The sequence below is a fragment of the Paraburkholderia dinghuensis genome (genome assembly GCF_003837865.1).
GTDB classification, from domain to species: domain Bacteria; phylum Pseudomonadota; class Gammaproteobacteria; order Burkholderiales; family Burkholderiaceae; genus Paraburkholderia; species Paraburkholderia dinghuensis.
In genome coordinates this window covers 155,324-179,961 of the sequence record NZ_RQIS01000001.1, presented here as the reverse complement: position 1 = coordinate 179,961, position 24,638 = coordinate 155,324, and the positions used below count along the sequence as shown (strand labels likewise).

Genomic DNA, 24,638 nt, shown 5'->3' with positions numbered 1-24,638 from the left:
GGTGCATATATGCACTTGTAATTCATAAACTGTGCACGTATGCTGCGGTTGTCTTCGTTGTATGGTCGAACAATAGGTCGGTGCACCGGCTTTCGCAATAGGAACAACGATTTCATAATGATCAAGGTCGAATGCCGTGCCCAGCTGATCGTGCGTGATGGGGAAGGCCGCGAGTCAAGCCTGACGGACGTTGTAGCGCTTCTCGCGCTCGTTGCAGAGGAAGGCAGCATCGCGCACGCCGCGCGGCGCAAGGGTTTGTCCTACCGGCACGCGTGGGGGCTGCTGCGCGAAGTCGAGGAGCATCTCGGGGGGGCGCTGATCGCCAAAGAGCGCGGGCGAGGCTCCGTGCTTTCGGAACTCGGCGAGGCTGTGCTGCGCTCGCAACGGCTGTGCGGCGAGCGCTTGCAGGGGAATCTACAGGCGCTCGCGAGTGAGGTCGCGAGCGATCTGAACCGCTGGCTCGCGCCGCATGGGCCGGAACTTCGTATCCACGCGTCGCACGGCTATGCTGTGGCATCGCTCGTCACCGCGCTCGTTGCCGATCAGGTCCCGGTGGAGATCAAGTACCGCGACAGCGTCGACGCCATTACGGCGCTCACGCGTGGCGAATGCGATCTGGCGGGCTTTCATCTGCCGCGTGGAGATTTCCGTTCCGCGTGTGCCGATGCCTACCGGCAATGGCTCGATCCGCAGCGCCACGTGTTGCTCCACCTGACGCGCCGCAAGCAGGGACTTTTCGTCGGGCGAGGCAACCCGAAGCAGATTGCTGGGCTTGCGGACCTCGCGCGCGCCGACGTCCGCTTCGTTAACCGGCAGCGGGGCTCGGGTACCCGGATGCTGATCGATTTGCTGCTTACGCGGATCGGCATCGATCCGGAGCGCGTGAATGGCTACGCGTCATCGGAGTTGACGCACTCCGCGATCGCGGCGTTTGTCGCGAGCGGGGTGGCCGACGTCGGCTTCGGCGTCGAACCGGCCGCGCACCATTTTGGCCTTGATTTCGTGCCTATCGCCGACGAAGACTACTATTTCGCGTGTGATCGTACTCAGATCGAGCGTGAGCCACTGTTGTCGGTGCTGAAGCTGCTGCGCAGCGGTGCGTTCCGGCAGGTGGTCGCGCGTCTGGAGGGTTACGACCCGGCCGAATGCGGCAAGGTTGTGCCGCTCGAGGATGGCTGGGCCGGATTGCAGAGCGGGCTGTAACACGATGCAATCAGTCTGTGCTGCAGAGCGCGGCACTTTTTGTGATACTTTCGCCTACTTACTGGCTTCCCGTTTCAGATGCGCGCCCGACGCGCCGATCGACCATGAAATTTGCGCTTAATGTTTGTGCTGCTGCCGCGACCGCGGGAGCCCTGTTCGCCACCGTCTCGATTGCTTTCGCGCAGAACTCTCCGGGCGTGCCGGGCGGCATTCTTACCGACGGGTTCAAATTCCAGGAGCACCCGCAAATGCAGTTCGCGGCTTCGGCGCCTTCGGACAAATACCAGCACGGCAAGCCGTCGGCCAAGCGCCGCAAGGGCGATATGGGCGACCAGAACGGCTGCAATCTGCAGTGTCCGCAGGACGATTGATGTTTTGAGCGCCTGGGTGCCGGGAACGATGCGGTTTCAGGACAGGGCGGTTTCCGTGGCGCACAAGAAAAACTCGCGAAGCCCAAAAGGACTTTGCGAGTTTTTTTGTTTGAGGCGGGAATTCTGGTGACGTGCCCACCGTCGAGCGGGCTCCGTATAGTCGCGCCAAAACAAGCCACGGGGCGAAGGGCGGGCCAACGTGACTAGAATCGGTAGGCAAGCAGCAGTGTATTCGTCCCCGTGACGATCCCGGGATATGGGTTCCACTTCGAGCTGACGTTGTAATAGCGATAAGACAACGCCAGCGGCCCGCGTTCGATGCGCGTACCCGCGACGTACCCGAGTTGTGCGGTCGCCCTGTGGGACAGGTTGCCCCAGGTTCCCCACTCTTGAAACGCATTCACGTGCCACGTTTGCCAGTACACCCAGGCGCCCGCGTCAACCGCAAAACGCCATTTCCCCCATGAGTAACCCGCGTCGAGCGTCAACGGAATGCCCTGGACGTGGCCTTGTGAATGGAAGTAGGAGAGCTGCGCAGTCTGTCCGAGCGGAATGGCGCGCGCATGAGCGACGGCGTTGTATTGCGCATCAGGTACGCAGGTGCAACCTGCCTCAAGGCCGCCGTAATACACGTAGTCGAGATGCCAGCGAACCGACCAGTTTGCAGGCGCCCACACTGGGCCTGTGAGGCCAGCCATGAATGCGGGACCGCTCAGGCGCCGGGTGTACGGGCCGCCCTCCTGATACCAGGTACCGTCTCCCATATCTCGGGACACCTGCCAGCCAGCGCCGAGTTCTGGGCGCACGTAATCGGTGATGCCATTGGCGCGCGCGGCGCACGATGCGATCGCGACAACAAATACTGCAATACTGCGTTTCATGATTCCCCGGTGTTTCTAGTCTTTTCTTTGTGCGATCGCTCGCTCTGTGCGGCGGGCTGAACGCGGGCTCGGATTGTCCGCATTAGATAGTGGATATGTCAAGTTTCTCTCGCGCCCCTGCATACGCCTGGTCTGTCGCCTGGCTTTGTAGTAGCGGAAGCCAACTATTTCCGAGCATTCCGCGCGGCGCAGGTACGCCCACATGACGCAACCGACCGGTGCCGTGGCACAGGCAAGCAGACGTAACAGGTTGAGTCAGACTGAAGCGCGGAACCGAACCGTACTTGAAGGTAGGGTTTGTCGATTAACAGGGATGCCATCGAACCCGATACGAAATCGGGCAGCCGTGAACCCTATATGCTTGTGCGTTTCGGTCGGTTCCGGCTTCACCGGCTTGCTCATGGTTTCTGCAAATGTTCGCGCGCGCGTCGGCTTGCCGGTCGGTGCGGCTATTCCCATAGCGACAATCAACAGTTCGGGATTTGCTGCTATCAGCCTCGTCAGCGCTGTTCGCACCATAGGCTTACGGAGACATTCAGGATCGGGCAGTAAGCGGTCTATCGCCGTCCGATCGGCAGTCTCTCGTAAGGCTCCGCTAAGGCGCTTTGGCTGGCTCGGACGGGCTGGCGTGGCGACACCTGCGCGTGAAAATCAGCGTGGATCGCCGGCTGGTGTTACGAGAAGCATCAACCCCTCGCCGTCGAACAGTTTCTGTTGCTTGTCGGATGGGTTGGCGTTACGGATCGACAGATCGGATAGGCCCACGGTTCGCTCGCTGGGGTTGTCAGTACTGGGTTTAATCGACAACCGCCGATACAACCGCCCGGGCGGGGGTTATATCGGCTGGGGAAGTTTGACGCAGTCTGCAAAAGAGAAAACCCCGTTTGGCCAGGCCAGACGGGGTTTTCCAGGCAAACGTGGTTGACGTTTGATGATATTTTGGGCCGACGGCTCAAAACAACTCTCTGAATCGACCGCCTGATAAAGCCTCGTGAATTGGCTTTGCGAAAGTAACCACCAAACTTACCCTCCAATCGTGTTCGTTGGAGTCTCGCGAAAGGTTGCGAAAGCTGGCGGGTTCACGTCTGCGCTGTGCGCCGCCGGACCTGGCAAATCTGAACATCGCGGCGCTCAGTCCGGCAAGGCAGCAGTCGTGCCCATATCAGGCATCGGACAACGGGGCGCCGCTTATGTTGGTGGATTCGTGGCGACCGGTGGCCTCACTGAGTTATCAACGACGCCACCTGAATAGCAGTCGGACTATGCGGTCGCATAGTTTTTTGATGCCCGTGCCATTCGCCGACGATTTGCGCGAGCGTGCTGGCGGCGGCGTGTTTCGACGTTCCCGCTTCATCCGACGAGGGCCGATGCTGTACGCCAGTTCATGCCAGCGGCGGGTTGATTTCGAATCAATCTTGCCCGGCGGAAACCGCATTTCCCGGATTTCGACCAAGGCTCGTGCATCGTCGGCGGCATTGCCGCTGCTGCGCTTCAGGATCACATCCTGAATGCGGCCTTTGTCGTCAAGCAAGACTCGCACTATCACCTTACGGCTCAGCTCGTCTGAAGCGACGGCGCGCGCCAGCAATTTATCCATTAATGGCATTGAATCAACCCTCTCGGATTACGGGGCACGCCTTCGGCGGCTCGATCTTTCTGCGCATACGCTTCACCTTCGCCTGGTTCTTCGTCCCGTCCCCGTTGCCGAGCCGAGCGGTGTGCGGTCGCTTTCAGGTGCGTGGCAATCACGGAATTTTCAAGGGCGGTCTGCGCCGCAGCATCCTCAATGCTGACCGGATCGACCCGACTCCAGAGCGGACTAATCTCCATGTACGCAAACGGATCGTTCGAGTTGCCTCGCGAAGGCAAGCTGTGGCACGGGCGATGTCGCAGCAGTGGGCCGACTTGTGTGCACTGGGTATGGACCGGTTTTAGCGGAGTGCAGCGGCCATGCGACGGACGACACGCGTCGAGCCGAATCAACGGACCAGCCGTGAGACGATGCTCGATGATGGGTTGCGTGATGGGCTGAGAAAAATAAAACCCCTGCGAATCTTTGAATTCGCGGGGGTTTTTAGTGAAATTCTGGTGGAGCCGGCGGGAATCGAACCCGCGTCCAAAGGCAGTCCACACCCAGTTCTACATGCGTAGTTCTGTCATTTGATTTAACCGTAGAGACGCGGACGAACACGCTGCGCTACGGCGATTCACTAGATTTTCGACTCTGGCGTCGTGACGCCGACAGAGCTTAACTGACGTAAATGACCTCTGGCGGTATTGCTACCGGTCTTGCGACGCTAGCCCGTCAGTAAGCTAGGCAGAGGACGGCGGCCCTTAGGCTGCCAGTGCGAACGTATCGTCGTTTGCAGTTACGTTTTTCCCATTGATTAACGAGGTGACGGGTCCTCGGCATGCCCTGACTGCTTCATAACCCCTGTCGAAACCAGGTCGGCCCCAGAGGAAGTAACAATTATCCCACACTACGGCAGATGAGGCGAACCGCGTCCATTTCAAGGGCGCATGCCGCTGATGGCGCTCATACGGTGTCTATACCACCCGCGCCGCCCGTGCCGTTTGGCGGACGTGGCCGAGTAGCGTGAGCAACGTCGCTGCCGTGTCGGCAACGTAGTGCGCATTCCACCTGGATGGCGGCACGTCATTGCCGCAGTAGCCATAGGCGGCCGCGATGGTCGCCATGCCGGCGGCAGCGCCAGCCTGAACGTCGCGCAGATCGTCGCCGACATAGACCGCGCGGTGCGGATCGACGCCGAGCGTCTGCGCCGCGTGGAGCAGCGGCGCGGGATGCGGCTTCGAGTAAGGCGTGGTGTCGCCGCTGACGACGCAGGCCGCGCGCGTGTCGAGGTGCATCAGTGCGACGAGCGGGTCGGTAAGCCGCGCGACCTTGTTGGTCACGATGCCCCAGCGCACGCCTCGCGCGTCGAGGTCGTCGAGGACGGCATCGATACCCGGAAAGAGCGCCGTCTCGACGCGCAGGTTAGCCGCGTAGTTGGCGAGAAACTCCTCACGCATTGCCGCGAATTCCGGATGGTCGGGCCCGATGCCGAACGCACCGCCGATCAGTCCGCGCGCACCGGCGGAGGCAAGCGGCCGCAATCGTTCGAGCGGCGCGGGCGCGAGACCGCGTGCGTGACGCATCTGGTTGACTGCGGCGGCGAGGTCGGGCGCGGTGTCGGCGAGCGTGCCGTCGAAATCGAACAGCACGGCTTCGCACGCGGCAAGTGCTGCGCCGTTATCGGGCGCAGGAGAGGCTTTCGTGAATGAACTCATATCGGACGAGGAGCGCGCGCCTCAGGCGTCACGCCTGCAGGCGATCATGTAATTGACGCTCGAGTCGTTCGAGAGCGAAAAGTGCCGGGTGAGCGGGTTATACGTGATCCCCTTGATCTCGACGAGGCTCAGTCCGGCTTGACGAACCAGCCCGGCCAACTCGGACGGCCGGATGAAGCGCGCGTAATCGTGCGTGCCCTTGGGCAGCATCTGCGCGATGTATTCGGCACCGATCACGGCGAGCAGATAGGACTTCACGTTCCGGTTGAGCGTTGAGAAGAACACCCAGCCGCCCGGCTTGACGAGTGTGGCGCAGGCGTCGACCACACCGGACGGATCGGGCACGTGCTCGAGCATCTCCATGCAGGTCACGACGTCGAACGAGGCGGGTTCGCGCGCAGCGAGCGCTTCGGCTGCGATTTCCTCATAGTCGACGGTCACGCCGCTTTCGAGGCTGTGCAGGTCGGCGACGCCGAGCGCTTCGCGCGAAAGGTCGATGCCTTTGACGTTCGCGCCAAGTCCGGCCATCGACTCGGACAGGATGCCACCGCCGCAGCCGATGTCGAGCGCGCGCTTTCCGGTCAGGTGTGCGTGAGCGTCGATCCAGTCAAGCCGGACGGGGTTCAGTTCGTGCAGCGGTTTGAATTCCGCGTTCGGATCCCACCAGCGATGCGCGAGATCGCTGAATTTCTGTAGTTCATGGGGATCGGCGTTCGTCATGTCGTGTGGCCTGAGGCGCGGGTTCAGGTGGAAGAGGATAAACCCTGAGTATACAGGCGGGTCGGCATGGCAGCCAAATGCCACCGTTTCCCGCCAGTTGAGCAGACCGTCCGTCGGCGCAGGGCAGTCAGGGTAATAAAAACGGCAACAAAAAAGCCCCGCCGAAGCGGGGCTTTGAGACTTTCAGTCGCGACTCGCGAATTACTTGCGGGTGCCGACGACTTCGACTTCCACGCGACGATCCGGTGCGAGGCAGGCGATGAGAGCCTTGCGGTTCTTCTGGTTGCAACCCGTCGTAACCGGTTGACGCGGACCCTTGCCTTCCGTGTAGATACGGTCGGCCGGAACGCCCTTGCTGACCAGGTATGCCTTGACGGCTTGTGCACGACGCAGCGACAGACGGTCGTTGTAGGCAACCGTACCGATGCGGTCGGTGTGGCCCGTTGCGACGACGACTTCGAGGTTCAGCGCCTGGATCTTCGTTGCCAGTTCGTCGAGCTTGTCGCGGCCGGCCGGCTTCAGGATAGCCTTGTCGAAGTCGAACAGGGCGTCAGCCTGGTACGTGATCTTCTCGCTGGTGATGGCCGGGGCCGGTGCCGGAGCAACCGGAGCCGGTGCCGGTGCCTGGGCGACCAGAGCGCCATCGCACTTCGCGTTGGCCGTAGCCGGCGTCCAGAATGCATCGCGCCAGCAAAGCTCGTTCGTGCCGTTCATCCACACGTATTCGCCGGTGCCATTCACCCAGTTGTCATTGACGGCTTGTCGCGACGCCGGCACCGATTGTGCCGAGGCGGATGCAGCCATAACTGCGGTAGCTGCAATGAACGCGAGCTTTGAAAGTTTATTCATATTTCTCCTCTCGAAATTGAGATTACCGCAGGTTTACTGCGAGCTATATGACGAAGACCGGTCATACATTGCTCGAAGTATAACATCGGCGCGTTGTCGGAAACGTGTTGTGTAGACTTCGAGCAGTGTCTAACTCTAACTTTGTGCGTTGGCATTTTGCCATATCGTTCCCGTCCGACGATAAAAATTATCCGCCCCTTTGTTTACGGCGAGTTTAATGTGGTACACCCGCAACAAAAAGTTCCCGCGGCATACCCTGGGTGCGGGGCTCGGCCCCCAGTGTCCCGCAAAAGGCCCCGCGATGTCTTTCAATTGCCCGAGGTGTCCCGCGAGCGTCCATTCAACGCGCTTTTGAGCGGTCCGGCGCGACCCCTCTAATAGGTATACGCAGGGCGCGGACGGGGGTGTCGCGCATGGTAGAATCGCGTGATGCGCTGCGTCCGCGGCGTCCATGCGACAGCATGGGCGCGCCGGGCCGTCTGCCGGCTTCCTCCGGCTGCGTCCGGTGCGCCTGTATACGACATCGATAATGGATCAATTCGCCAAAGAGACTCTGCCTATCTCCCTCGAGGAGGAAATGCGTCGCTCGTATCTCGATTACGCGATGAGCGTGATTGTCGGACGGGCGCTCCCGGATGTTCGCGACGGCCTGAAGCCCGTGCACCGGCGCGTGCTCTACGCGATGCACGAACTGAACAACGACTGGAATCGTGCCTATAAGAAATCGGCGCGTATCGTCGGCGACGTCATCGGTAAATACCACCCTCACGGCGACACCGCCGTCTACGACACGATTGTCCGGATGGCGCAGAACTTCTCGCTGCGCTACATGCTCGTGGACGGGCAGGGCAACTTCGGCTCGATCGACGGCGACAACGCCGCGGCCATGCGGTACACCGAAATCCGCATGGCGAAAATCGGCCATGAACTGCTCGCCGACATCGACAAGGAAACGGTCGACTTCGGGCCGAACTACGACGGCAGCGAAAGCGAGCCGCTGATTCTGCCCGCGCGCATCCCGAACCTGTTGATCAACGGCTCGTCGGGCATCGCGGTCGGCATGGCCACGAACATTCCGCCGCACAACCTCAATGAAGTCGTCGATGCCTGCCAGCACCTGCTGAAGAATCCGCAGGCTTCCATCGACGAGTTGATCGAAATCATTCCGGCACCTGATTTCCCGACCGCCGGTATCATCTACGGCGTCGCCGGCGTGCGCGACGGCTATCGCACCGGACGCGGCCGCGTCGTGATGCGTGCGGCCACGCACTTTGAAGAGATCGATCGCGGCCAGCGCATGGCGATCATCGTCGACGAATTGCCGTATCAGGTGAACAAGCGTTCGCTGCTTGAGCGTATCGCCGAACTGGTCAACGAGAAGAAGCTCGAAGGCATTTCCGATATCCGCGACGAATCCGACAAGAGCGGCATGCGCGTCGTGATCGAGCTCAAGCGCGGTGAAGTGCCCGAGGTCATCCTCAACAACCTGTACAAGGCAACGCAACTGCAAGACACGTTCGGCATGAACATGGTCGCGCTGGTGGACAACCAGCCGAAGCTGCTGAACCTGAAGGAAATGCTCGACCATTTCCTGTCGCATCGCCGCGAGGTGCTGACGCGGCGCACTGTATACGAACTGCGCAAGGCGCGCGAACGTGGCCACGTGCTGGAAGGTCTGGCGGTCGCGCTCGCAAACATCGATGAGTTCATCGCGATCATCAAGGCCGCACCGACGCCGCCGATCGCGAAGCAGGAACTGATGAACCACTCGTGGGATTCGTCGCTCGTGCGCGAAATGCTCGCGCGCGCGGAAGCGGAGAACGCGGCGGCGGGTGGGCGCGAGGCCTACCGTCCGGAAGGGCTTAACCCGCTATATGGTATGCAGGGCGATGGCCTCTACCGTCTGTCCGATACCCAGGCGCAGGAAATCCTGCAAATGCGTCTGCAGCGCCTGACCGGTCTGGAGCAGGACAAGATCATCGGCGAGTACCGCGAAGTGATGGCGCAGATTGCCGACCTGCTGGACATCCTTGCGCGCCCCGAGCGCGTAACGCTCATGATCTCCGACGAACTCACCGCGATCAAGAGCGAATTCGGCGACGCGCGTCGCTCGAAGATCGAGATGAACGCGACGGAGCTGAACACCGAAGACCTGATCACGCCGCAGGACATGGTCGTCACCATGTCGCATACGGGTTACGTGAAATCGCAGCCGTTGTCCGAATATCGCGCCCAGAAGCGCGGAGGTCGCGGCAAACAGGCGACGTCGATGAAGGACGACGACTGGATCGACACGCTCTTCATCGCCAACACGCACGATCACATCCTGTGCTTCTCGAATCGCGGGCGCGTCTACTGGGTGAAGGTCTACGAGGTGCCGCAAGGTTCGCGCAATTCACGCGGCCGTCCGATCGTCAATATGTTCCCGCTGCAGGACGGCGAAAAGATCACGGTTGTGCTGCCGGTGAAGGAATTCTCGGCGGACAAGTTTGTCTTCATGGCGACCGCACTCGGCACCGTGAAGAAGACCCCGCTGGAGGCATTCAGCCGCCCGTTGCGCAAGGGTATTATTGCCGTCGGTCTCGATGACGGCGATTACCTGATCGGCGCTGCCATCACCGACGGCCAGCACGACGTCATGTTGTTCTCCGACGCGGGCAAGGCCGTGCGCTTCGACGAAAACGACGTGCGTCCGATGGGCCGCGAAGCACGCGGCGTGCGCGGCATGCAGCTCGATGACAACCAGCAGGTCATCGCGCTCCTCGTGGCGGGCGACGAGCAGCAGTCGGTGCTCACCGCGACCGAGAACGGCTACGGCAAGCGCACGCCGATCACCGAGTACACGCGCCACGGGCGCGGTACGAAGGGGATGATCGCGATCCAGACGTCGGAGCGCAACGGCCGTGTCGTTGCGGCGACGCTCGTGGAACCCGAAGCCCAGATCATGCTGATCACGACGACGGGTGTGCTGATCCGCACGCGCGTATCGGAAATCCGCGAAATGGGCCGTGCGACGCAAGGTGTTACACTCATCAGCCTTGACGAAGGTACCAAGCTCTCCGGTCTGCAGCAGGTCGCCGAGGCCGATGTGGACGGCGAAGCGGGTGACGCCGATTCAGGCGAGGGTGAGGCCCAGGAATAACTTAGGGTAACCCAGGGGTAATGGATGGTGGCGGTCCGCGCGAGCGAGCCGTTGCTTCAGAATGTAATGAATGGCCCCATGCGGTTCCGGCTGGATGCGAATGACGCATCTCGCGGTCCGCAGGGCAGGCGGTTCGACTAATTTCTCATAAGTGTGGGAGTAATGATGCAAAAACGATTCAAGCAGGTTTTGTTGCTGGCCGCTCTCGTGCCGACGTTTGCCATGGCCCAGGCGCTTTCGACCCAGGCGCCTGCCCAGGCACCGGCCGCTGCTGCCGCACCGGTTGATCCGGCCAAGCAAGCCGCGATCAAGGACCTGCTCGATGCGATCGATGCGGAGAAGCTTGTTGGCGCAATCGGCAACAGCGCGCAGATGCAGGCCAAGCAGCTCGTCCCGGCGATCCTGTCGGACGCGCTGTCGGAAAACAAGACGATGACGGACAAGCAAAAGCAGGCTTCCGTCCCGACGCTGCAAAAGACCGCCGTGCCGAAGCTGGTTGACGGTGCAGGCCAGGTCTTCACGACCGACGCGTTCAAGAACGACGCCATGCAGGCTCAGTACGAAGCGTATGCGAAGTACTACAGCGTTCAGGAAATCAAGGACCTGACCACGTTCTACCGCAGCCCGACCGGCCGCAAGTTCATCCAGGTCCAGGACCAGGTGGGCCGTGACGTCGTCAACAGCCTGATGCAGAAGTACATGCCGGCATCGATCAAGGCGACGCGTGACCAGGCCGACAAGGAAGTCGCCGCGGTCAAGCCGGCCAAGTAATTAGTCGAACGGCGGCGGCCGAAAGCAGGCGCGTCGGACCCGAGCGCACGTTTCGGGGTTCGATTAGCGCCGACGGCCGCCGGACCTGCGTTGGCGGGTTCCCGGTGACAGTGCGATAATGGCTGTTTGCGCGCAAGCGCAGACGGCCATTTTCTTTTTCGGGCGCGGTTTCCGGCCTTTTTTGCCGCAGCGCCTGCCTCGGGGATCTCATTACGATGCGCGTCTTCAACTTCTCCGCCGGACCTGCTGCCCTGCCCGAAGAGGTCCTGCACCAGGCCGCCGACGAAATGCTCGACTGGCACGGCAGCGGCATGGGCGTGATGGAAATGAGCCATCGCGGCCCGGAGTTCATGCAGATTCACAGCGAGGCGCTGCTCGACCTGCGCGACCTGATGGAGGTCCCGGCGAGCCACCACATCCTGTTTCTGCAGGGCGGCGGCATCGGCGAAAACGCAATCGTTCCGCTCAACCTGTTCGGTACGAAGCCGCGCGCCGACTTCGTGATCACGGGCTCGTGGTCGCAGAAGTCGCAGAAGGAAGCGCTCAAGTACGGCGCGGCACATATCGCCGCGACAGGCCGCACAGCCGAGGGGTTCACGCACTCGCCGCCGATAAGCGAGTGGCAGCTCTCCGACGATCCCGCTTACGTGCACCTTTGCACGAACGAGACGATCGACGGCGTCGAGACCTTCGAGATTCCCGATCTCGGTGACATTCCGCTCGTCGCGGACGCCTCGTCGCACATCCTGTCGCGTCCGATGGACATCGCCAAATACGGCGTGCTCTACGGCGGTGCGCAGAAGAACATCGGCATGGCCGGCGTTACGGTCGTAATCGTGCGTGAGGACCTGCTCGAGCGCGCGATGCCGATCTGCCCGTCCGCGTTCGAATGGAAGACGGTCGCCGCGAACAACTCCATGTTCAACACGCCGCCCACCTATGCGATCTACATCGCCGGGCTCGTGTTCAAGTGGTTGAAGCGCCAGGGCGGTCTCGCCGCCATGGAGGCGCGCAACATCGAAAAATCGAAGCTGCTCTACGACGCGATCGACGCGAGCAGCTTCTATATCAACAAGGTGGAGCGCCGCGCGCGCTCGCGGATGAACGTCCCGTTCTTCCTCGCCGACGAAACACGTAACGAAGATTTCCTTGCCGGCGCGAAGGCGCGCGGGCTGTTGCAGCTGAAGGGCCACAAGTCCGTCGGCGGCATGCGGGCGTCGATTTACAACGCGGTGCCGCTCGAAGCAGTGAAAGCACTGGTCGAGTACATGTCGGAATTCGAAGCAAAGCACGCGTGAGCGCTTCCTCACGCCTCCTTTCTGATTGCCGGTTTCACGCATGGACGACGAACTCAATTCAAAACTCAAACCACTGCGCGAGCGTATCGACGCGATCGATACGCAGCTCATCGCATTGCTGAACCAGCGTGCGGCGGTCGCGCTCGAAGTGGGCGAGGTCAAGAAGCACTACAACGCGCCGGTGTTCCGTCCCGAGCGCGAACTGCAGGTCATCGCGCGCCTGCAGGAGTTGAGCGCGGGGCCGCTCGGCAACGATCACATCAGCGCGATCTGGCGCGAGATCATGGCCGCGAGCCGCTCGCTCGAAAAGACGCTCACGGCCGCCTATCTCGGGCCGGTGGGCACATACACCGAGCAGGCAATGTATGCGTACTTCGGCCAGTCGATCGAAGGCCTGCCGTGTCCCTCGATCGACGAGGTGTTCCGTTCGGTGGAAGCGGGTGCCGCCGAGTTCGGCGTCGTGCCGGTCGAGAATTCGGCCGAGGGCGCCGTGTCGCGCACGCTCGACTTGTTCCTCGAAACGCAGCTCGTGATCGGCGGCGAGATTGCGCTGCCGATCCAGCACAACCTCATGACGCAAAGCGGGAACCTGACCGGCGTGACGCGCGTGTGCGCACATCCGCAGGCGCTCGCGCAGTGCCAGCAGTGGCTCACGGCGAACGTGCCGCAACTGGAGCGCCAGACCGTTTCGAGCAACGCCGAGGCTGCGCGTCTTGCCGCCACAGACCCGACCGTCGCGGCCATTGCCGGCGAGCGCGCTGCCACGCACTACGGACTCTTGATCGCGAACGCGTTGATCCAGGACGATCCGCACAACCGCACGCGTTTCGTGATGATCGGCAAGCAGCCGTCGGGTCCCTCGGGCCATGACCAGACGTCGATGATCGTATCGGTGAAGAACGAACCGGGCGCCGTCTACAAGCTGCTCGAGCCGCTCGCGCGGTACGGTGTGTCGATGACGCGCTTCGAGTCGCGTCCGGCGCGCGTCGGTACGTGGGAGTACTACTTCTACATCGACTTCGAAGGCCATCGCGATGATCCCGGCGTGGTCGCCGCGCTCGACGAGCTGGGCAAGAAGGCCGCGTATCTGAAGATCCTCGGCTCGTATCCTCGCACGCGCTAAGGCGGCGCACGGCGTCGCCGTTCTGAAACGATCCGCTGATGCCATCGGGCCTGTGGCCGGGCTGTGCATGGGATGACAGTAAGCGCTGAAGCACTTGGTACAACCGACAGCTTTGCATGGGATCGCACCAGGTGCTGAAGCACCAGGTGCGATCGACAGGAGAGACGCATGACAACGCAATTCGGCCCCGATTACGTGCGCGCAATCGCGCCATATATCGCGGGCAAGCCGATTTCGGAAGTCGCCCGGCAATTCGGGCTCGACGAGGCGCGTATCGTGAAGCTGGCGTCGAACGAGAATCCGCTCGGCATGCCCGAGTCGGCCCAGCGCGCGATGGCGCAGGCTGCGAGCGATCTGGGCCGTTATCCGGATTCGAACGCGTTCGAACTGAAGTCCGCCCTGGCCGCGCGCTACGACGTGCCGCCGGAGTGGATCACGCTCGGCAACGGAAGCAACGACATTCTCGAAATCGCGGCGCATGCGTTTGTCGAGCGCGGCCAGTCGATCGTCTATTCGCAGTACTCGTTCGCGGTCTACGCGCTCGCCACGCAGGGTGTGGGCGCGCGCCATCTCGTGACGCCCGCCGTGCAGTACGGTCACGACCTCGACGCGATGCTCGCGGCCATCGCTGACGACACGCGCCTCATCTTCGTCGCGAATCCGAATAACCCGACCGGCACCTTCATCGACGGTGCGGCGCTCGAAGCCTTCATCGCGAAGGTGCCGCGCCACGTCGTGGTGGTCCTCGACGAGGCGTACACGGAGTACCTCGCCGCCGACAAGCGTTACGACTCGATCGCGTGGGTGCGTCGCTATCCGAACCTGCTCGTCTCGCGCACGTTCTCGAAGGCCTATGGGCTTGCGGGCCTGCGCATCGGCTTTGCCATCGCCCAGCCTGGGCTGGCCGATCTGCTGAATCGTCTGCGCCAGCCGTTCAACGTGAACACGCTCGCGCAGGCCGCGGCGATTGCCGCGCTCGGCGATGCGGAATTTCTGCAGAAGAGCGCCGCGCTGAACGCCGAAGGCTATCGGATGCTGACCGCCGCGTTCGAGCGTCTTGGCCTTGAATACGTGCCGTCGGACGGTAATTTCGTCCTGGTGCGCGTCGGCAACGACAATGGCGCGGGCGATCGCGTGAACCTCGAATTGCTCAAAGAGGGTGTGATCGTGCGGCCGGTCGGCAACTACGGGCTGCCGCAATGGTTGCGCGTGACGATTGGCCTGCCCGACGAGAATGCAGCGTTTCTCGCTGCGCTCGAGCGCACGCTCGCGACCGCATGAGTGCCGTCCTTGTTTTCCTCCTTCCGGTGATGTCGTGAGCGCGTTTTCCTTCAACAAACTGGTGATCTTCGGCGTTGGCCTGATTGGCGGATCGCTTGCGCGCGGCTTGCGCGAGCGTGGCGCAAGAGGGCGCGTGATCGGCGTCGGGCGTCGCCTGCATGCGGTCGAGCGCGCGCTCGAGTTGGGCGTGATCGACGCTGGGGCAACGCTCGATGACGATGCGGCTCTCGCCGAAGCGCTCAAGGGCGCCGATATCGTGCTGCTCGCCGCGCCTGTTGCGCAGACGCGCGCGTTGCTCGAACGCATCATGCCGCACCTCGAAGCGCAGACCCTCATCACCGACGCGGGCAGCACCAAAAGCGACGTGATCGAAGCCGCGCGCTCGGTGCTCGGGGCGCGCACCGCCCAGTTCGTGCCGGGACATCCGATCGCGGGCCGCGAGTCGAGCGGCGTCGAGGCCGCGCTGCCCGAACTCTACGTCGGCCGCAACGTCGTGCTGTGCCCGCTCGCGGAGAACGCACCCGAAGCTGTCGAGCGCATTGCCGCAATGTGGCGCGAGGTCGGAGCCGTGATCGGCACGATGAGCGCCGCGCAGCATGACCGCGTATTTGCGTCGGTGAGCCATCTGCCGCACGTATTGTCGTTCGCGCTCGTCGATCAGATCCTCGCGTCGCCCGATGCCGAACTCAAGTTGTCGTTCGCGGCGGGCGGCTTTCGCGATTTCACGCGCATCGCCGCGTCGAGCCCCGAAATGTGGCGCGACGTCTGCCTCGCGAACCGTAGCGCGTTGCTCGCCGAACTCGACGGCTACACTGAAGTGCTCGCGAAACTGCGTGCAGCCATCGACGCGGGCGACGGCGCCGCGCTTGAGACGCTGTTTGCGCGATCGCGAGCGGCGCGTACCGCGTGGCAGGAGCGCGGCGGCAAGCGTGCCGCCGATGCGGTCCCCGACAAGTAAGCTGGCAAATGAGCAGGCCAATGAGCCGATAAACCAGCGCCCGACCGAACTCTCAGGACACGTTCATGGAATATCTCGATCTCGGACCGTTCTCCCATGCGTCCGGCACGATCCGTCTACCCGGCTCGAAGAGCATCTCGAACCGCGTGCTGCTGCTTGCGGCGTTGGCCGAAGGCGAGACGACGATCACGAATCTGCTCGACTCCGACGACACGCGCGTCATGCTCGACGCGCTTCAGACGCTCGGCGTGAAGCTCAGGGTCGAAGGCGACACCTGCGTCGTGCAGGGCACGCGCGGAGCGTTCACGGCGCGCCGCGCGGACCTGTTCCTCGGTAACGCAGGCACGGCAGTGCGGCCCCTCACGGCCGCGCTCGCGGTCAACGGCGGCGACTACCGCATCCACGGCGTGCCGCGCATGCACGAGCGGCCCATCGGCGATCTCGTGGATGGCCTGCGCCAGATCGGCGCGACGATCGACTATGAGGAGAACGAGGGATATCCGCCGCTGCGCATCCGTCCGTCGCAGATCACGGTTAATGAGCCTATCCGCGTGCGCGGCGACGTGTCGAGCCAGTTCCTCACGGCGCTTTTGATGACGCTGCCGCTCGTGCGCGCCCAGGACGGCGTGAGCGTCGTCCAGGTGGAAGGCGAATTGATCTCGAAGCCGTACATCGAGATCACGATCAAGCTGATGGAGCGCTTTGGCGTGACGGTGACACGTCACGGCTGGCATCGCTTCGAAGTGCCGTCTGGCGTGCGTTATCAGTCGCCGGGCAAGATCATGGTCGAAGGCGACGCATCGTCGGCTTCGTATTTTCTCGCCGCCGGTGCGATCGGCGGCGGGCCCGTGCGCGTGGAGGGTGTGGGTCGCGCGAGCATTCAGGGCGATATCGGCTTTGCCGAAGCGCTCGGCCGCATGGGCGCGAACGTGACGATGGCGGACGACTGGATCGAGGTTCGCGGCATCGGCAACGACCACGGCAAGCTCGCGCCGATCGACATGGACTTCAACCTGATTCCCGATGCCGCGATGACGATCGCCGTGGCGGCACTGTTTGCGGACGGCGCGACGACGCTGCGCAACATCGCAAGCTGGCGCGTGAAGGAAACCGATCGCATTGCCGCGATGGCGAAAGAACTGCGCAAGGTCGGCGCCGATGTGGAAGAGGGCCCCGACTACCTGATCGTGCGTCCGCCCGCGCAGCTCACGCCGAACGCCGTCATCGACACCTATGACGACCACCGCATGGCGATGTGCTTCTCGCTCGTGAGCCTCGGCGGCGTGCCGGTGCGCATCAACGATCCGAAATGCGTCGGCAAGACGTTCCCCGATTACTTCGAGCGTTTCCTCGCGCTCACGCAACCTTGAAGCCGAGCTTGTCGCCAGCATGAAATCGTCCCGCCCCTTTTATCCGACCCCCGTCATCGCGATCGACGGTCCGACCGCATCCGGCAAGGGCACGGTGGCCACGCTGGTCGCCGCGCATCTCGGGTTTCACCTGCTCGATAGCGGCGCGCTGTACCGGCTCGCGGCGCTCGCGAGCGTGCGCTACGCGATCGAGCCCGACGATGCCGACGGCCTGGCCAAGCTTGTCGACGATCTGCACATCACGTTCCGAGAAGGGCTCGCACAGCTCGACGGCGAGGACGTATCGAGCGAAATTCGCCAGGAGGCGGTCGGCAACCGGGCGTCGGTGATCGCCGCGCATCCGCAGGTCCGCACGGCGCTGGTGGCACGCCAGCGGGCTTTCCGCAAGCTGCCGGGACTCGTCGCCGACGGCCGCGACATGGGCACGGTGATCTTCCCGGATGCCGTCCTGAAGGTGTTTCTGACCGCCAGTGTGGAGGCCCGCGCGGCCCGCCGGCATAAGCAATTGATCCAGAAGGGATTTTCTGCTAATATGGATGACTTACTCCGGGATTTGCGTGAACGCGATGCGCGCGACAGTGGTCGCGCCGCCGCGCCGCTCAAGCCTGCGGAGGATGCGATGCTGCTCGATACCTCGGCGCTTTCGATCGATCAAGCGGTCGATCAGGTGGTGCAGTGGTACCGGGAAAGCCAGGCGAAGCCGCTCCGTCATCACGACGGGCAAGGCAAGCCAGTGTGAGCTGAGTGTGAGTTGTAAAAGTAGCAGTAGCAGTGGTGCTCCGCGTAAGCGGTGCGTGTGTTAAACCCCTTAACCCCGCGTGGCATTTTGCAGATGCGCCGTGAACAGGTGTTCCGGCAAGAAGGCGCGACCGGTCGTATGACCGGCATGCAGTGAAAACTGCAGTAAATCGCCGTGCAAAATCCATGCAAATTCAGATTTTTATGTCCGACCTGCAAACCTCTACCCCGAATACCGAATCTTTCGCGGCTCTGTTCGAAGAGTCGCTGACCCGCCAGGACATGCGCGCCGGCGAAGTCATCTCTGCCGAAGTCGTGCGTGTTGACCACAATTTCGTGGTCGTCAACGCCGGCCTGAAGTCCGAGGCCTACATCCCGCTCGAGGAATTCCTGAACGACGCGGGCGAGGTGGAAGTGCAGGCGGGCGATTTCGTTTCCGTCGCGATCGACGCGCTGGAAAACGGCTACGGCGACACGATCCTGTCGCGCGACAAGGCGAAGCGTCTGGCTTCGTGGCTGTCGCTGGAAAAGGCTCTCGACAACAACGAACTCGTGACCGGCACGATCACGGGCAAGGTCAAGGGCGGCATGACCGTCATGGTCAACGGCATCCGCGCGTTCCTGCCGGGTTCGCTCGTCGACACGCGTCCGGTCAAGGACACGACGCCGTACGAAGGCAAGACCCTCGAATTCCGCGTCATCAAGCTCGACCGCAAGCGTAACAACGTCGTGCTGTCGCGCCGCGCAGTGATCGAAGCCACGCAAGGCGAAGAGCGCGCAAAGCTGCTCGAAACGCTGAAGGAAGGCGCGATCGTCAACGGCGTGGTCAAGAACATCACCGACTACGGCGCGTTCGTGGACCTCGGCGGCATCGACGGCCTGCTGCACATCACCGACATCGCATGGCGTCGCGTGCGTCACCCGAGCGAAGTTCTCTCGGTTGGCCAGGAAGTCACCGCCAAGATCCTCAAGTTCGACCAGGAAAAGAACCGCGTTTCGCTCGGTATCAAGCAACTGGGCGACGATCCGTGGGAAGGCATCTCGCGCCGTTACCCGTCGGGCACGCGTCTGTTCGGCAAGGTCACGAACATCACCGACTACGGCGCGTTCGTTGAAGTCGAGTCGGGCATCGAAGGCCTCGTCCACGTTTCGGAAATGGACTGGACCAACAAGAACGTTGCTCCGTCGAAGGTTGTCCAGCTGGGCGACGAAGTCGAAGTCATGGTCCTCGAGATCGACGAAGACCGCCGCCGTATCAGCCTCGGCATGAAGCAGTGCAAGCCGAATCCGTGGGATGACTTCAGCCGCAACTTCAAGAAGGGCGACAAGCTCCAGGGCGCGATCAAGTCGATCACCGACTTCGGCGTGTTCATCGGCCTGCCTGGCGGCATCGACGGCCTGGTTCACCTCTCCGACCTGTCGTGGAGCGAAACCGGCGAAGAAGCCGTGCGCAAGTACAAGAAGGGCGACGAAGTCGAGGCTGTGGTTCTGGGCATCGACGTCGAGAAGGAGCGTATCTCGCTCGGCATCAAGCAGCTCGAAGGCGACCCGTTCAGCAACTTCGTTGCCATGAACGACAAGGGTTCGATCGTCGACGGTATCGTCAAGTCGGTCGACGCCAAGGGCGCTGTGGTCACGCTGAACGCCGACGTCGAAGGCTACCTGCGTGCTTCGGAAATCGCGCAAGACCGCGTGGAAGATGCTCGCAACGTGCTGAAGGAAGGCGACAAGGTCAACGCGATGATCATCAACATCGATCGCAAGTCGCGTGGCATCAACCTGTCGATCAAGGCGAAGGACTCGGCCGAGCAGCAAGAAGCGCTGCGCAGCATTTCGGCTGACTCGGGTGCGGCTGCCACCGGCACGACGAACCTGGGCGCGCTGCTGAAGGCCAAGCTCGACGGCCAGAACCAGTAAGCCTCAAAAACGGGGGCAGCTGAAGTATGACCAAATCAGAATTGGTCGCGCAGCTGGCTACGCGATTTCCGCAACTTGTTCTCAAGGATGCGGATTTCGCGGTCAAAACGATGCTCGATGCGATGTCCGACGCGCTTGCGAAGGGCCATCGCATCGAAATTCGCGGCTTCGGCAGCTTCGGCCTGAACCGCCGGCCGTCGCGTGTCGGACGTAATCCGAAGTCGGGGGAAAAAGTGTTGGTGCCCGAGAAGTTCGTGCCGCACTTCAAGCCTGGCAAAGAATTGCGCGAGCGCGTGGACCGGCGCTCGGGTGAGCCGTTGAAGGCAGACGAGCCGGACGACGATCTGTAAGTGTTGCTCGCAGCTTCGGTGATCTCTCGATCGCCGGCGGCCAATCGGGTTGGCCAGACGCATGGACCAGAAAAGCGCCTTAGGGCGCTTTTTTTTCGCCTGCTATTTTTGCCTCTGTTCCGCGCTCGCGGCCAGGCGCCATGTCCGGCAGCCGTGCGGCACATTTTCGTGTGGGTGCCCGCTCGCCAGGCGTTCATTTACAATACGGGTCACTTCTGCGCGGCTCGTGCTGCGGCGCAGTATGGCGACCGTCGCCGGCACCTCGCCGGTGCCTTCCTTGCAACTGCCAAGAGACTCTTTCATGAGATTGATCGCCTGGGTGGTCCGTGTGCTGGTGTTCGTGTTGCTGCTCGTCCTCGCACTCGACAACACGCAACCCTCGACGTTGAACTTCCTTGCCGGGTATGCGTGGCAAGCTCCGCTGATCCTGATCGGCCTCGCGTTTTTTGTGGTCGGGCTGCTCGCCGGGCTGCTCTCCGCAGTGCCCGCCATGTTCCGGCTGCGCATGGAGAACGGTCGCCTGAAGCGGGATCTGCGCACGGCACGCGAGACACCCGCGCCGGTCGCTGAACCGCCACTGCCGCCGCTTATCTGAAATGACCGCTTCGCCGCGTGCCTTGAAGGCGCGCGGTTCATCTTTCCGCTTACACCATCGCTCGCATGGATCTCGATTTCTGGTGGTTGCTCGTCATTCCCGTCGCGTTCGCGCTCGGGTGGATGGCGTCGCGCTACGACCTCAAGGCGCTCTTGTCCGAAAGCGCCAATCTTCCGCGTTCGTATTTCCGCGGCTTGAACTTCCTGCTCAACGAGCAGCCGGACAAGGCCATCGACGCGTTTATCGAGGTCGCTAAACTCGACCCCGAAACGGTCGAACTGCACTTCGCGCTCGGCAACCTGTTCCGTCGCCGCGGCGAGACCGACCGCGCAATCCGCGTGCACCAGAACCTGCTTTCGCGGCCCGATCTGCCGGTCAACGAACGCGACCACGCGCTCTATGAACTCGGCCAGGATTATCTGAAGGCGGGCTTGCTCGATCGCGCGGAAGAGACGTTCGTCTCGCTGCAGTCGGGCGACTACGCGCAAGGTGCGCAGCGCGCGCTTCTCACGATCTACGAGATCGAGAAGGACTGGAACCGCTCGATCGACACCGCACGTCAGCTCGAAAAGATGGGTGCGGGCTCGCTCGACCTCGAAATCGCCCAGTTCCACTGCGAACTGGCGCAGGAAGCGCTGCAGCAGAAGAAGCCCGACGAAGCGCGACGTCAACTCGCGTTTGCGCTGAAGGCCAATCCGCAGAACGTGCGGGCGACGATCCTCGGCGGCGACGTCGATGCCGCGAGCGGGGCCGGCGAGTCCGCGCTCGCGCAGTGGCGCCGCGTGGAAGAACAAAATCCCGCGTATCTGCCGCTCGTTGCCGAGAAGGTGATGAAGGCCTACGAGACGCTCGGCCGTGCCGATGAGGGTGCGCAGTTGCTGACTCAATGGGTCGATGCGTATCCGTCGAACGATCTGCTCGACGTCGCCTACAAGTACGTGGCGGCCCTGCGCGGCGCCGATGCGGCGCACGCGCTCGCTCGCGCACAGATGCAGAAGTCGCCGAATCTCGCTGGCATGTCGCGGCTACTGGAAGCGCAGCAGGCTGCTGCCGAGGAGCCGCGCCGCAGCGAACTCGAACTGATGCGCTCGCTGCTCCAGCAGCGCACCAAAAATCTGCCACGTTATACATGCCAGAATTGCGGTTTCCGGGCGCGCCTCTTCTATTGGCAGTGCCCGGGGTGCAGCGGCTGGGAAACCTATGCGCCGCGCCGCGTCGAGCCGGTTCCGGCCTCGAACTGACCGTCCGGTGGCCTTCGTGCGGACTGCGCCGCTGACTGGCGCGTCTGCCCGCGGTCCTCGCCGGCCGCGCGGCCGGCCACCCGCCCAACATCAGAATCTGTCACCGGAGAGCGTATGAAAATCACCATTATCGGTACAGGGTACGTCGGCCTCGTCACCGGGGCGTGCCTGGCCGAGATCGGTCACGACGTGTTCTGCCTCGATGTCGATCCGCGCAAGATCGACATCCTGAACGCCGGCGGCGTGCCAATCCACGAACCCGGCCTGCTCGAGCTCATCGCGCGCAATCGCGCGGCGGGCCGTATCACGTTTTCAACGGACATCGCCGCGAGTGTCGAACATGGCGACGTGCAGTTCATCGCCGTGGGCACGCCGCCCGACGAGGATGGCTCGGCTGACCTCCAGTACGTGCTCGAAGCGGCGCGCAGCATTGGCCGTTACATGAACGGTTTCAAGGTGGTCGTCGACAAATCGACGGTGCCCGTCGGCACGGCGCAGCGCGTGCACGACGTGCTCGCCGAGGAAATCGCGAAACGCGGCCTCGCGGGCAGCGCGCAGCACGGATTTTCGGTCGTCTCGAATCCCGAGTTTCTGAAGGAAGGCGCGGCCGTCGAGGATTTCATGCGGCCGGACCGCATCATCATCGGTATCGACGAGGACGAAAGCGGCAACGTCGCGCGCGAGAAGATGAAGCGTCTCTATGCGCCGTTCAACCGCAATCACGAGCGCACGATCTACATGGACGTGCGTTCCGCCGAGTTCACGAAGTACGCCGCCAACGCGATGCTCGCCACGCGCATCTCGTTCATGAACGAAATGGCGAATCTCGCCGACCGCGTCGGCGCCGATATCGAATCGGTGCGGCGCGGTATCGGTTCCGATCCGCGCATCGGCTATCACTTCCTCTATGCGGGCTGCGGCTACGGCGGCTCATGCTTCCCGAAAGACGTGCAGGCGCTGATTCGCACTGCCGCGGAATCGGGGCAGAACCTGCGCATCCTCGAAGCGGTCGAGGACGTGAATCACGGCCAGAAGGAAGTGCTGGTGCGCAAGATCCTCGACGCCTTCGGCGACGACCTGACGGGCAGGCACTTCGCCGTGTGGGGCCTCGCGTTCAAGCCGAACACCGACGACATGCGCGAAGCGTCGAGCCGCCGCGTGATCGAGGCGCTGCTTTTGCGCGGTGCGACGGTGACCGCGTACGATCCGGTCGCGACGGACGAAGCGAAACGTGTGTTCGCGCTCGACCTCAAGCAGGCGCCGGAACTGCTCGGCCGCCTCACGTTCGCATCGAGCCAGGACGAGGCGCTCGTGGGTGCCGACGCGCTCGTGATCGTCACGGAATGGACCGCATTCAAGGCGCCGGACTTCGTTCATCTGAAGTCGGTGCTCAAGGCGCCGCGTATTTTCGACGGACGCAATCTCTACGAGCCGGACGCAATGGCGGAACTCGGCATTGACTATCAATCGATTGGGCGGCCGCATGTCAAGCTCGCAACGGATGCAACCCCTGCAGTCTGAACCCGTGACGCCCCGCACGGGTATTCCGGCGGGAGCGACGCTTGCGCCCGCCGTCGAGCACGTGCCGCGCGAGAAGTTCGCCGCATCGCGCGTGCTCGTGGTGGGGGACGTCATGCTCGACCGCTACTGGTTCGGCGACGTCAACCGTATTTCGCCCGAAGCGCCTGTGCCCGTCGTGCACGTGCAGCGCCAGGAGGACCGCCTCGGCGGCGCGGCGAACGTCGCCCGCAACGCTGTCGCGCTCGGTGCGCAGGCGGGGTTGCTCTGCGTGGTAGGTCATGACGAGCCGGGTGAACGCATCGTCGAGTTGCTCGGCGAAAGCGGTGTGAACGCGTTTCTCGAACGCGATCCCGCGCTACCCACGACGATCAAGCTGCGCGTGCTGTCGCGTCAGCAGCAGTTGCTGCGCGTGGACTTCGAAAACACGCCGGCACACGAAGTGCTGCTCGCGGGCCTCGCGCGCTTCGACGCGCTTTTGCCGTCGCACGACGTGATCCTCATGTCCGACTACGCGAAGGGCGGTCTCACGCACGTCACGCAGATGATTGCCACGGCGCGCGCTGCGGGCAAAGCCGTGCTCGTCGATCCGAAAGGCGACGACTGGGAGCGCTATCGAGGCGCGAGCGTCATCACGCCAAACCGCGCGGAACTGCGCGAAGTGGTGGGCACCTGGAAGTCGGAAGCGGACCTGCTTGCGCGCGTGACGAAACTGCGCCGCGAATTGCAGTTCGATGCGCTGCTGCTCACGCGCTCGGAGGAGGGCATGACGCTCTTCACCGACGCGGGCGTGCTGCACGCGCCGGCCGATGCACGCGAAGTGTATGATGTCTCGGGCGCCGGCGACACGGTAATCGCGACTGTCGCGGTCTCGCTTGGCGCGGGCCTGCCGCTCGTGCAGGGCGTCGCGCTTGCGAACCGCGCCGCGGGCATCGTGGTCGGCAAGCTCGGCACGGCCACCGTCGACTACGACGAACTCTTTCACTGACGTTGCGCGCGCGGCCACCGCCCGCGCGCTGCGTAT

The 24,638-nt window shown here is 62.8% G+C and carries 21 protein-coding genes and 1 other RNA gene; 16 read left to right on the top strand and 6 right to left on the bottom strand.

Features of this window, described 5'->3' with window-relative positions; translation table 11 throughout:
* The first annotated feature begins 117 nt into the window (after window positions 1-117).
* A complete protein-coding gene (locus tag D1Y85_RS00875; protein WP_124149139.1) occupies window positions 118-1,203 on the top strand; it encodes a substrate-binding domain-containing protein in 1,086 nt (361 codons plus the stop codon).
* A 104-nt stretch (window positions 1,204-1,307) separates the two neighbouring features.
* On the top strand, window positions 1,308-1,574 hold the full coding sequence (locus D1Y85_RS00870) for a hypothetical protein (protein ID WP_124149520.1): 267 nt from the start codon (window positions 1,308-1,310) through the stop codon (window positions 1,572-1,574).
* Window positions 1,575-1,777: 203 nt separating this feature from the next.
* Here the strand turns inward: D1Y85_RS00870 and D1Y85_RS00865 are convergent, their stop codons facing one another.
* From D1Y85_RS00865 to ompA, 6 genes are all read right to left on the bottom strand, one after another.
* Window positions 1,778-2,455, bottom strand: coding sequence for a hypothetical protein (locus D1Y85_RS00865; protein WP_124149138.1), 678 nt, complete (start codon window positions 2,453-2,455; stop codon window positions 1,778-1,780).
* A 1,231-nt stretch (window positions 2,456-3,686) separates the two neighbouring features.
* Window positions 3,687-4,052, bottom strand: a complete 366-nt coding sequence (locus tag D1Y85_RS00855) for an energy transducer TonB (RefSeq protein WP_246024725.1) — start codon at window positions 4,050-4,052, stop codon at window positions 3,687-3,689.
* 489 nt (window positions 4,053-4,541) lie between these two features.
* Window positions 4,542-4,911: a transfer-messenger RNA gene (ssrA, locus tag D1Y85_RS00850) on the bottom strand.
* Between the two features lie 91 nt (window positions 4,912-5,002).
* Window positions 5,003-5,743 carry an HAD-IA family hydrolase gene (locus D1Y85_RS00845; protein ID WP_124149136.1) on the bottom strand — a complete coding sequence of 247 codons (741 nt, stop codon included), beginning with the start codon at window positions 5,741-5,743 and terminating at the stop codon, window positions 5,003-5,005.
* Window positions 5,744-5,764: 21 nt separating this feature from the next.
* Window positions 5,765-6,463 carry a bifunctional 2-polyprenyl-6-hydroxyphenol methylase/3-demethylubiquinol 3-O-methyltransferase UbiG gene (gene ubiG, locus D1Y85_RS00840; RefSeq protein WP_124149135.1) on the bottom strand — a complete coding sequence of 233 codons (699 nt, stop codon included), beginning with the start codon at window positions 6,461-6,463 and terminating at the stop codon, window positions 5,765-5,767.
* A 201-nt stretch (window positions 6,464-6,664) separates the two neighbouring features.
* Window positions 6,665-7,312 (bottom strand): outer membrane protein OmpA, encoded by a 648-nt coding sequence (gene ompA, locus D1Y85_RS00835; protein WP_124149134.1) that lies wholly within the window; start codon window positions 7,310-7,312, stop codon window positions 6,665-6,667.
* 529 nt (window positions 7,313-7,841) lie between these two features.
* Between ompA and gyrA the strand changes: the two genes are divergently transcribed.
* The 14 genes from gyrA (at window position 7,842) to rfaE1 (ending at window position 24,602) form a co-directional block, all read left to right on the top strand.
* The gene (gene gyrA, locus D1Y85_RS00830; protein WP_124149133.1) at window positions 7,842-10,454 is read left to right on the top strand and encodes a DNA gyrase subunit A; all 2,613 of its coding nucleotides are present in this window, start codon (window positions 7,842-7,844) and stop codon (window positions 10,452-10,454) included.
* Between the two features lie 165 nt (window positions 10,455-10,619).
* Complete coding sequence (locus tag D1Y85_RS00825; RefSeq protein ID WP_124149132.1) at window positions 10,620-11,225, top strand: DUF2059 domain-containing protein; 606 nt, start codon at window positions 10,620-10,622, stop codon at window positions 11,223-11,225.
* Between the two features lie 215 nt (window positions 11,226-11,440).
* The gene (gene serC / locus D1Y85_RS00820) at window positions 11,441-12,523 is read left to right on the top strand and encodes a 3-phosphoserine/phosphohydroxythreonine transaminase (RefSeq protein WP_124149131.1); all 1,083 of its coding nucleotides are present in this window, start codon (window positions 11,441-11,443) and stop codon (window positions 12,521-12,523) included.
* 40 nt (window positions 12,524-12,563) lie between these two features.
* Entirely contained in the window at window positions 12,564-13,646 is a 1,083-nt protein-coding gene (pheA, locus tag D1Y85_RS00815) for a prephenate dehydratase (RefSeq protein WP_124149130.1), read from the top strand.
* Between the two features lie 168 nt (window positions 13,647-13,814).
* On the top strand, window positions 13,815-14,927 hold the full coding sequence (hisC, locus tag D1Y85_RS00810; RefSeq protein ID WP_124149129.1) for a histidinol-phosphate transaminase: 1,113 nt from the start codon (window positions 13,815-13,817) through the stop codon (window positions 14,925-14,927).
* Window positions 14,928-14,961: 34 nt separating this feature from the next.
* Entirely contained in the window at window positions 14,962-15,885 is a 924-nt protein-coding gene (locus D1Y85_RS00805; RefSeq protein WP_246024724.1) for a prephenate dehydrogenase, read from the top strand.
* A gap of 65 nt (window positions 15,886-15,950) precedes the next feature.
* Window positions 15,951-17,255, top strand: a complete 1,305-nt coding sequence (gene aroA, locus D1Y85_RS00800) for a 3-phosphoshikimate 1-carboxyvinyltransferase (RefSeq protein ID WP_124149127.1) — start codon at window positions 15,951-15,953, stop codon at window positions 17,253-17,255.
* 19 nt (window positions 17,256-17,274) lie between these two features.
* Window positions 17,275-17,994, top strand: a complete 720-nt coding sequence (gene cmk / locus D1Y85_RS00795) for a (d)CMP kinase (RefSeq protein WP_124149126.1) — start codon at window positions 17,275-17,277, stop codon at window positions 17,992-17,994.
* Window positions 17,995-18,179: 185 nt separating this feature from the next.
* On the top strand, window positions 18,180-19,910 hold the full coding sequence (rpsA, locus tag D1Y85_RS00790; RefSeq protein ID WP_124149125.1) for a 30S ribosomal protein S1: 1,731 nt from the start codon (window positions 18,180-18,182) through the stop codon (window positions 19,908-19,910).
* A gap of 26 nt (window positions 19,911-19,936) precedes the next feature.
* Window positions 19,937-20,260 (top strand): integration host factor subunit beta, encoded by a 324-nt coding sequence (locus D1Y85_RS00785; RefSeq protein WP_111487974.1) that lies wholly within the window; start codon window positions 19,937-19,939, stop codon window positions 20,258-20,260.
* A 301-nt stretch (window positions 20,261-20,561) separates the two neighbouring features.
* Window positions 20,562-20,855: a LapA family protein gene (locus D1Y85_RS00775; protein ID WP_124149123.1), complete on the top strand. Its 294-nt coding sequence runs from the start codon at window positions 20,562-20,564 to the stop codon at window positions 20,853-20,855.
* Between the two features lie 65 nt (window positions 20,856-20,920).
* On the top strand, window positions 20,921-22,096 hold the full coding sequence (lapB, locus tag D1Y85_RS00770) for a lipopolysaccharide assembly protein LapB (RefSeq protein ID WP_124149122.1): 1,176 nt from the start codon (window positions 20,921-20,923) through the stop codon (window positions 22,094-22,096).
* Between the two features lie 114 nt (window positions 22,097-22,210).
* Window positions 22,211-23,617 carry a UDP-glucose dehydrogenase family protein gene (locus D1Y85_RS00765; RefSeq protein ID WP_124149121.1) on the top strand — a complete coding sequence of 469 codons (1,407 nt, stop codon included), beginning with the start codon at window positions 22,211-22,213 and terminating at the stop codon, window positions 23,615-23,617.
* Complete coding sequence (gene rfaE1 / locus D1Y85_RS00760) at window positions 23,598-24,602, top strand: D-glycero-beta-D-manno-heptose-7-phosphate kinase (RefSeq protein WP_124149519.1); 1,005 nt, start codon at window positions 23,598-23,600, stop codon at window positions 24,600-24,602. Before D1Y85_RS00765 ends, rfaE1 begins: the two co-directional genes overlap by 20 nt.
* Window positions 24,603-24,638: the final 36 nt, after the last annotated feature.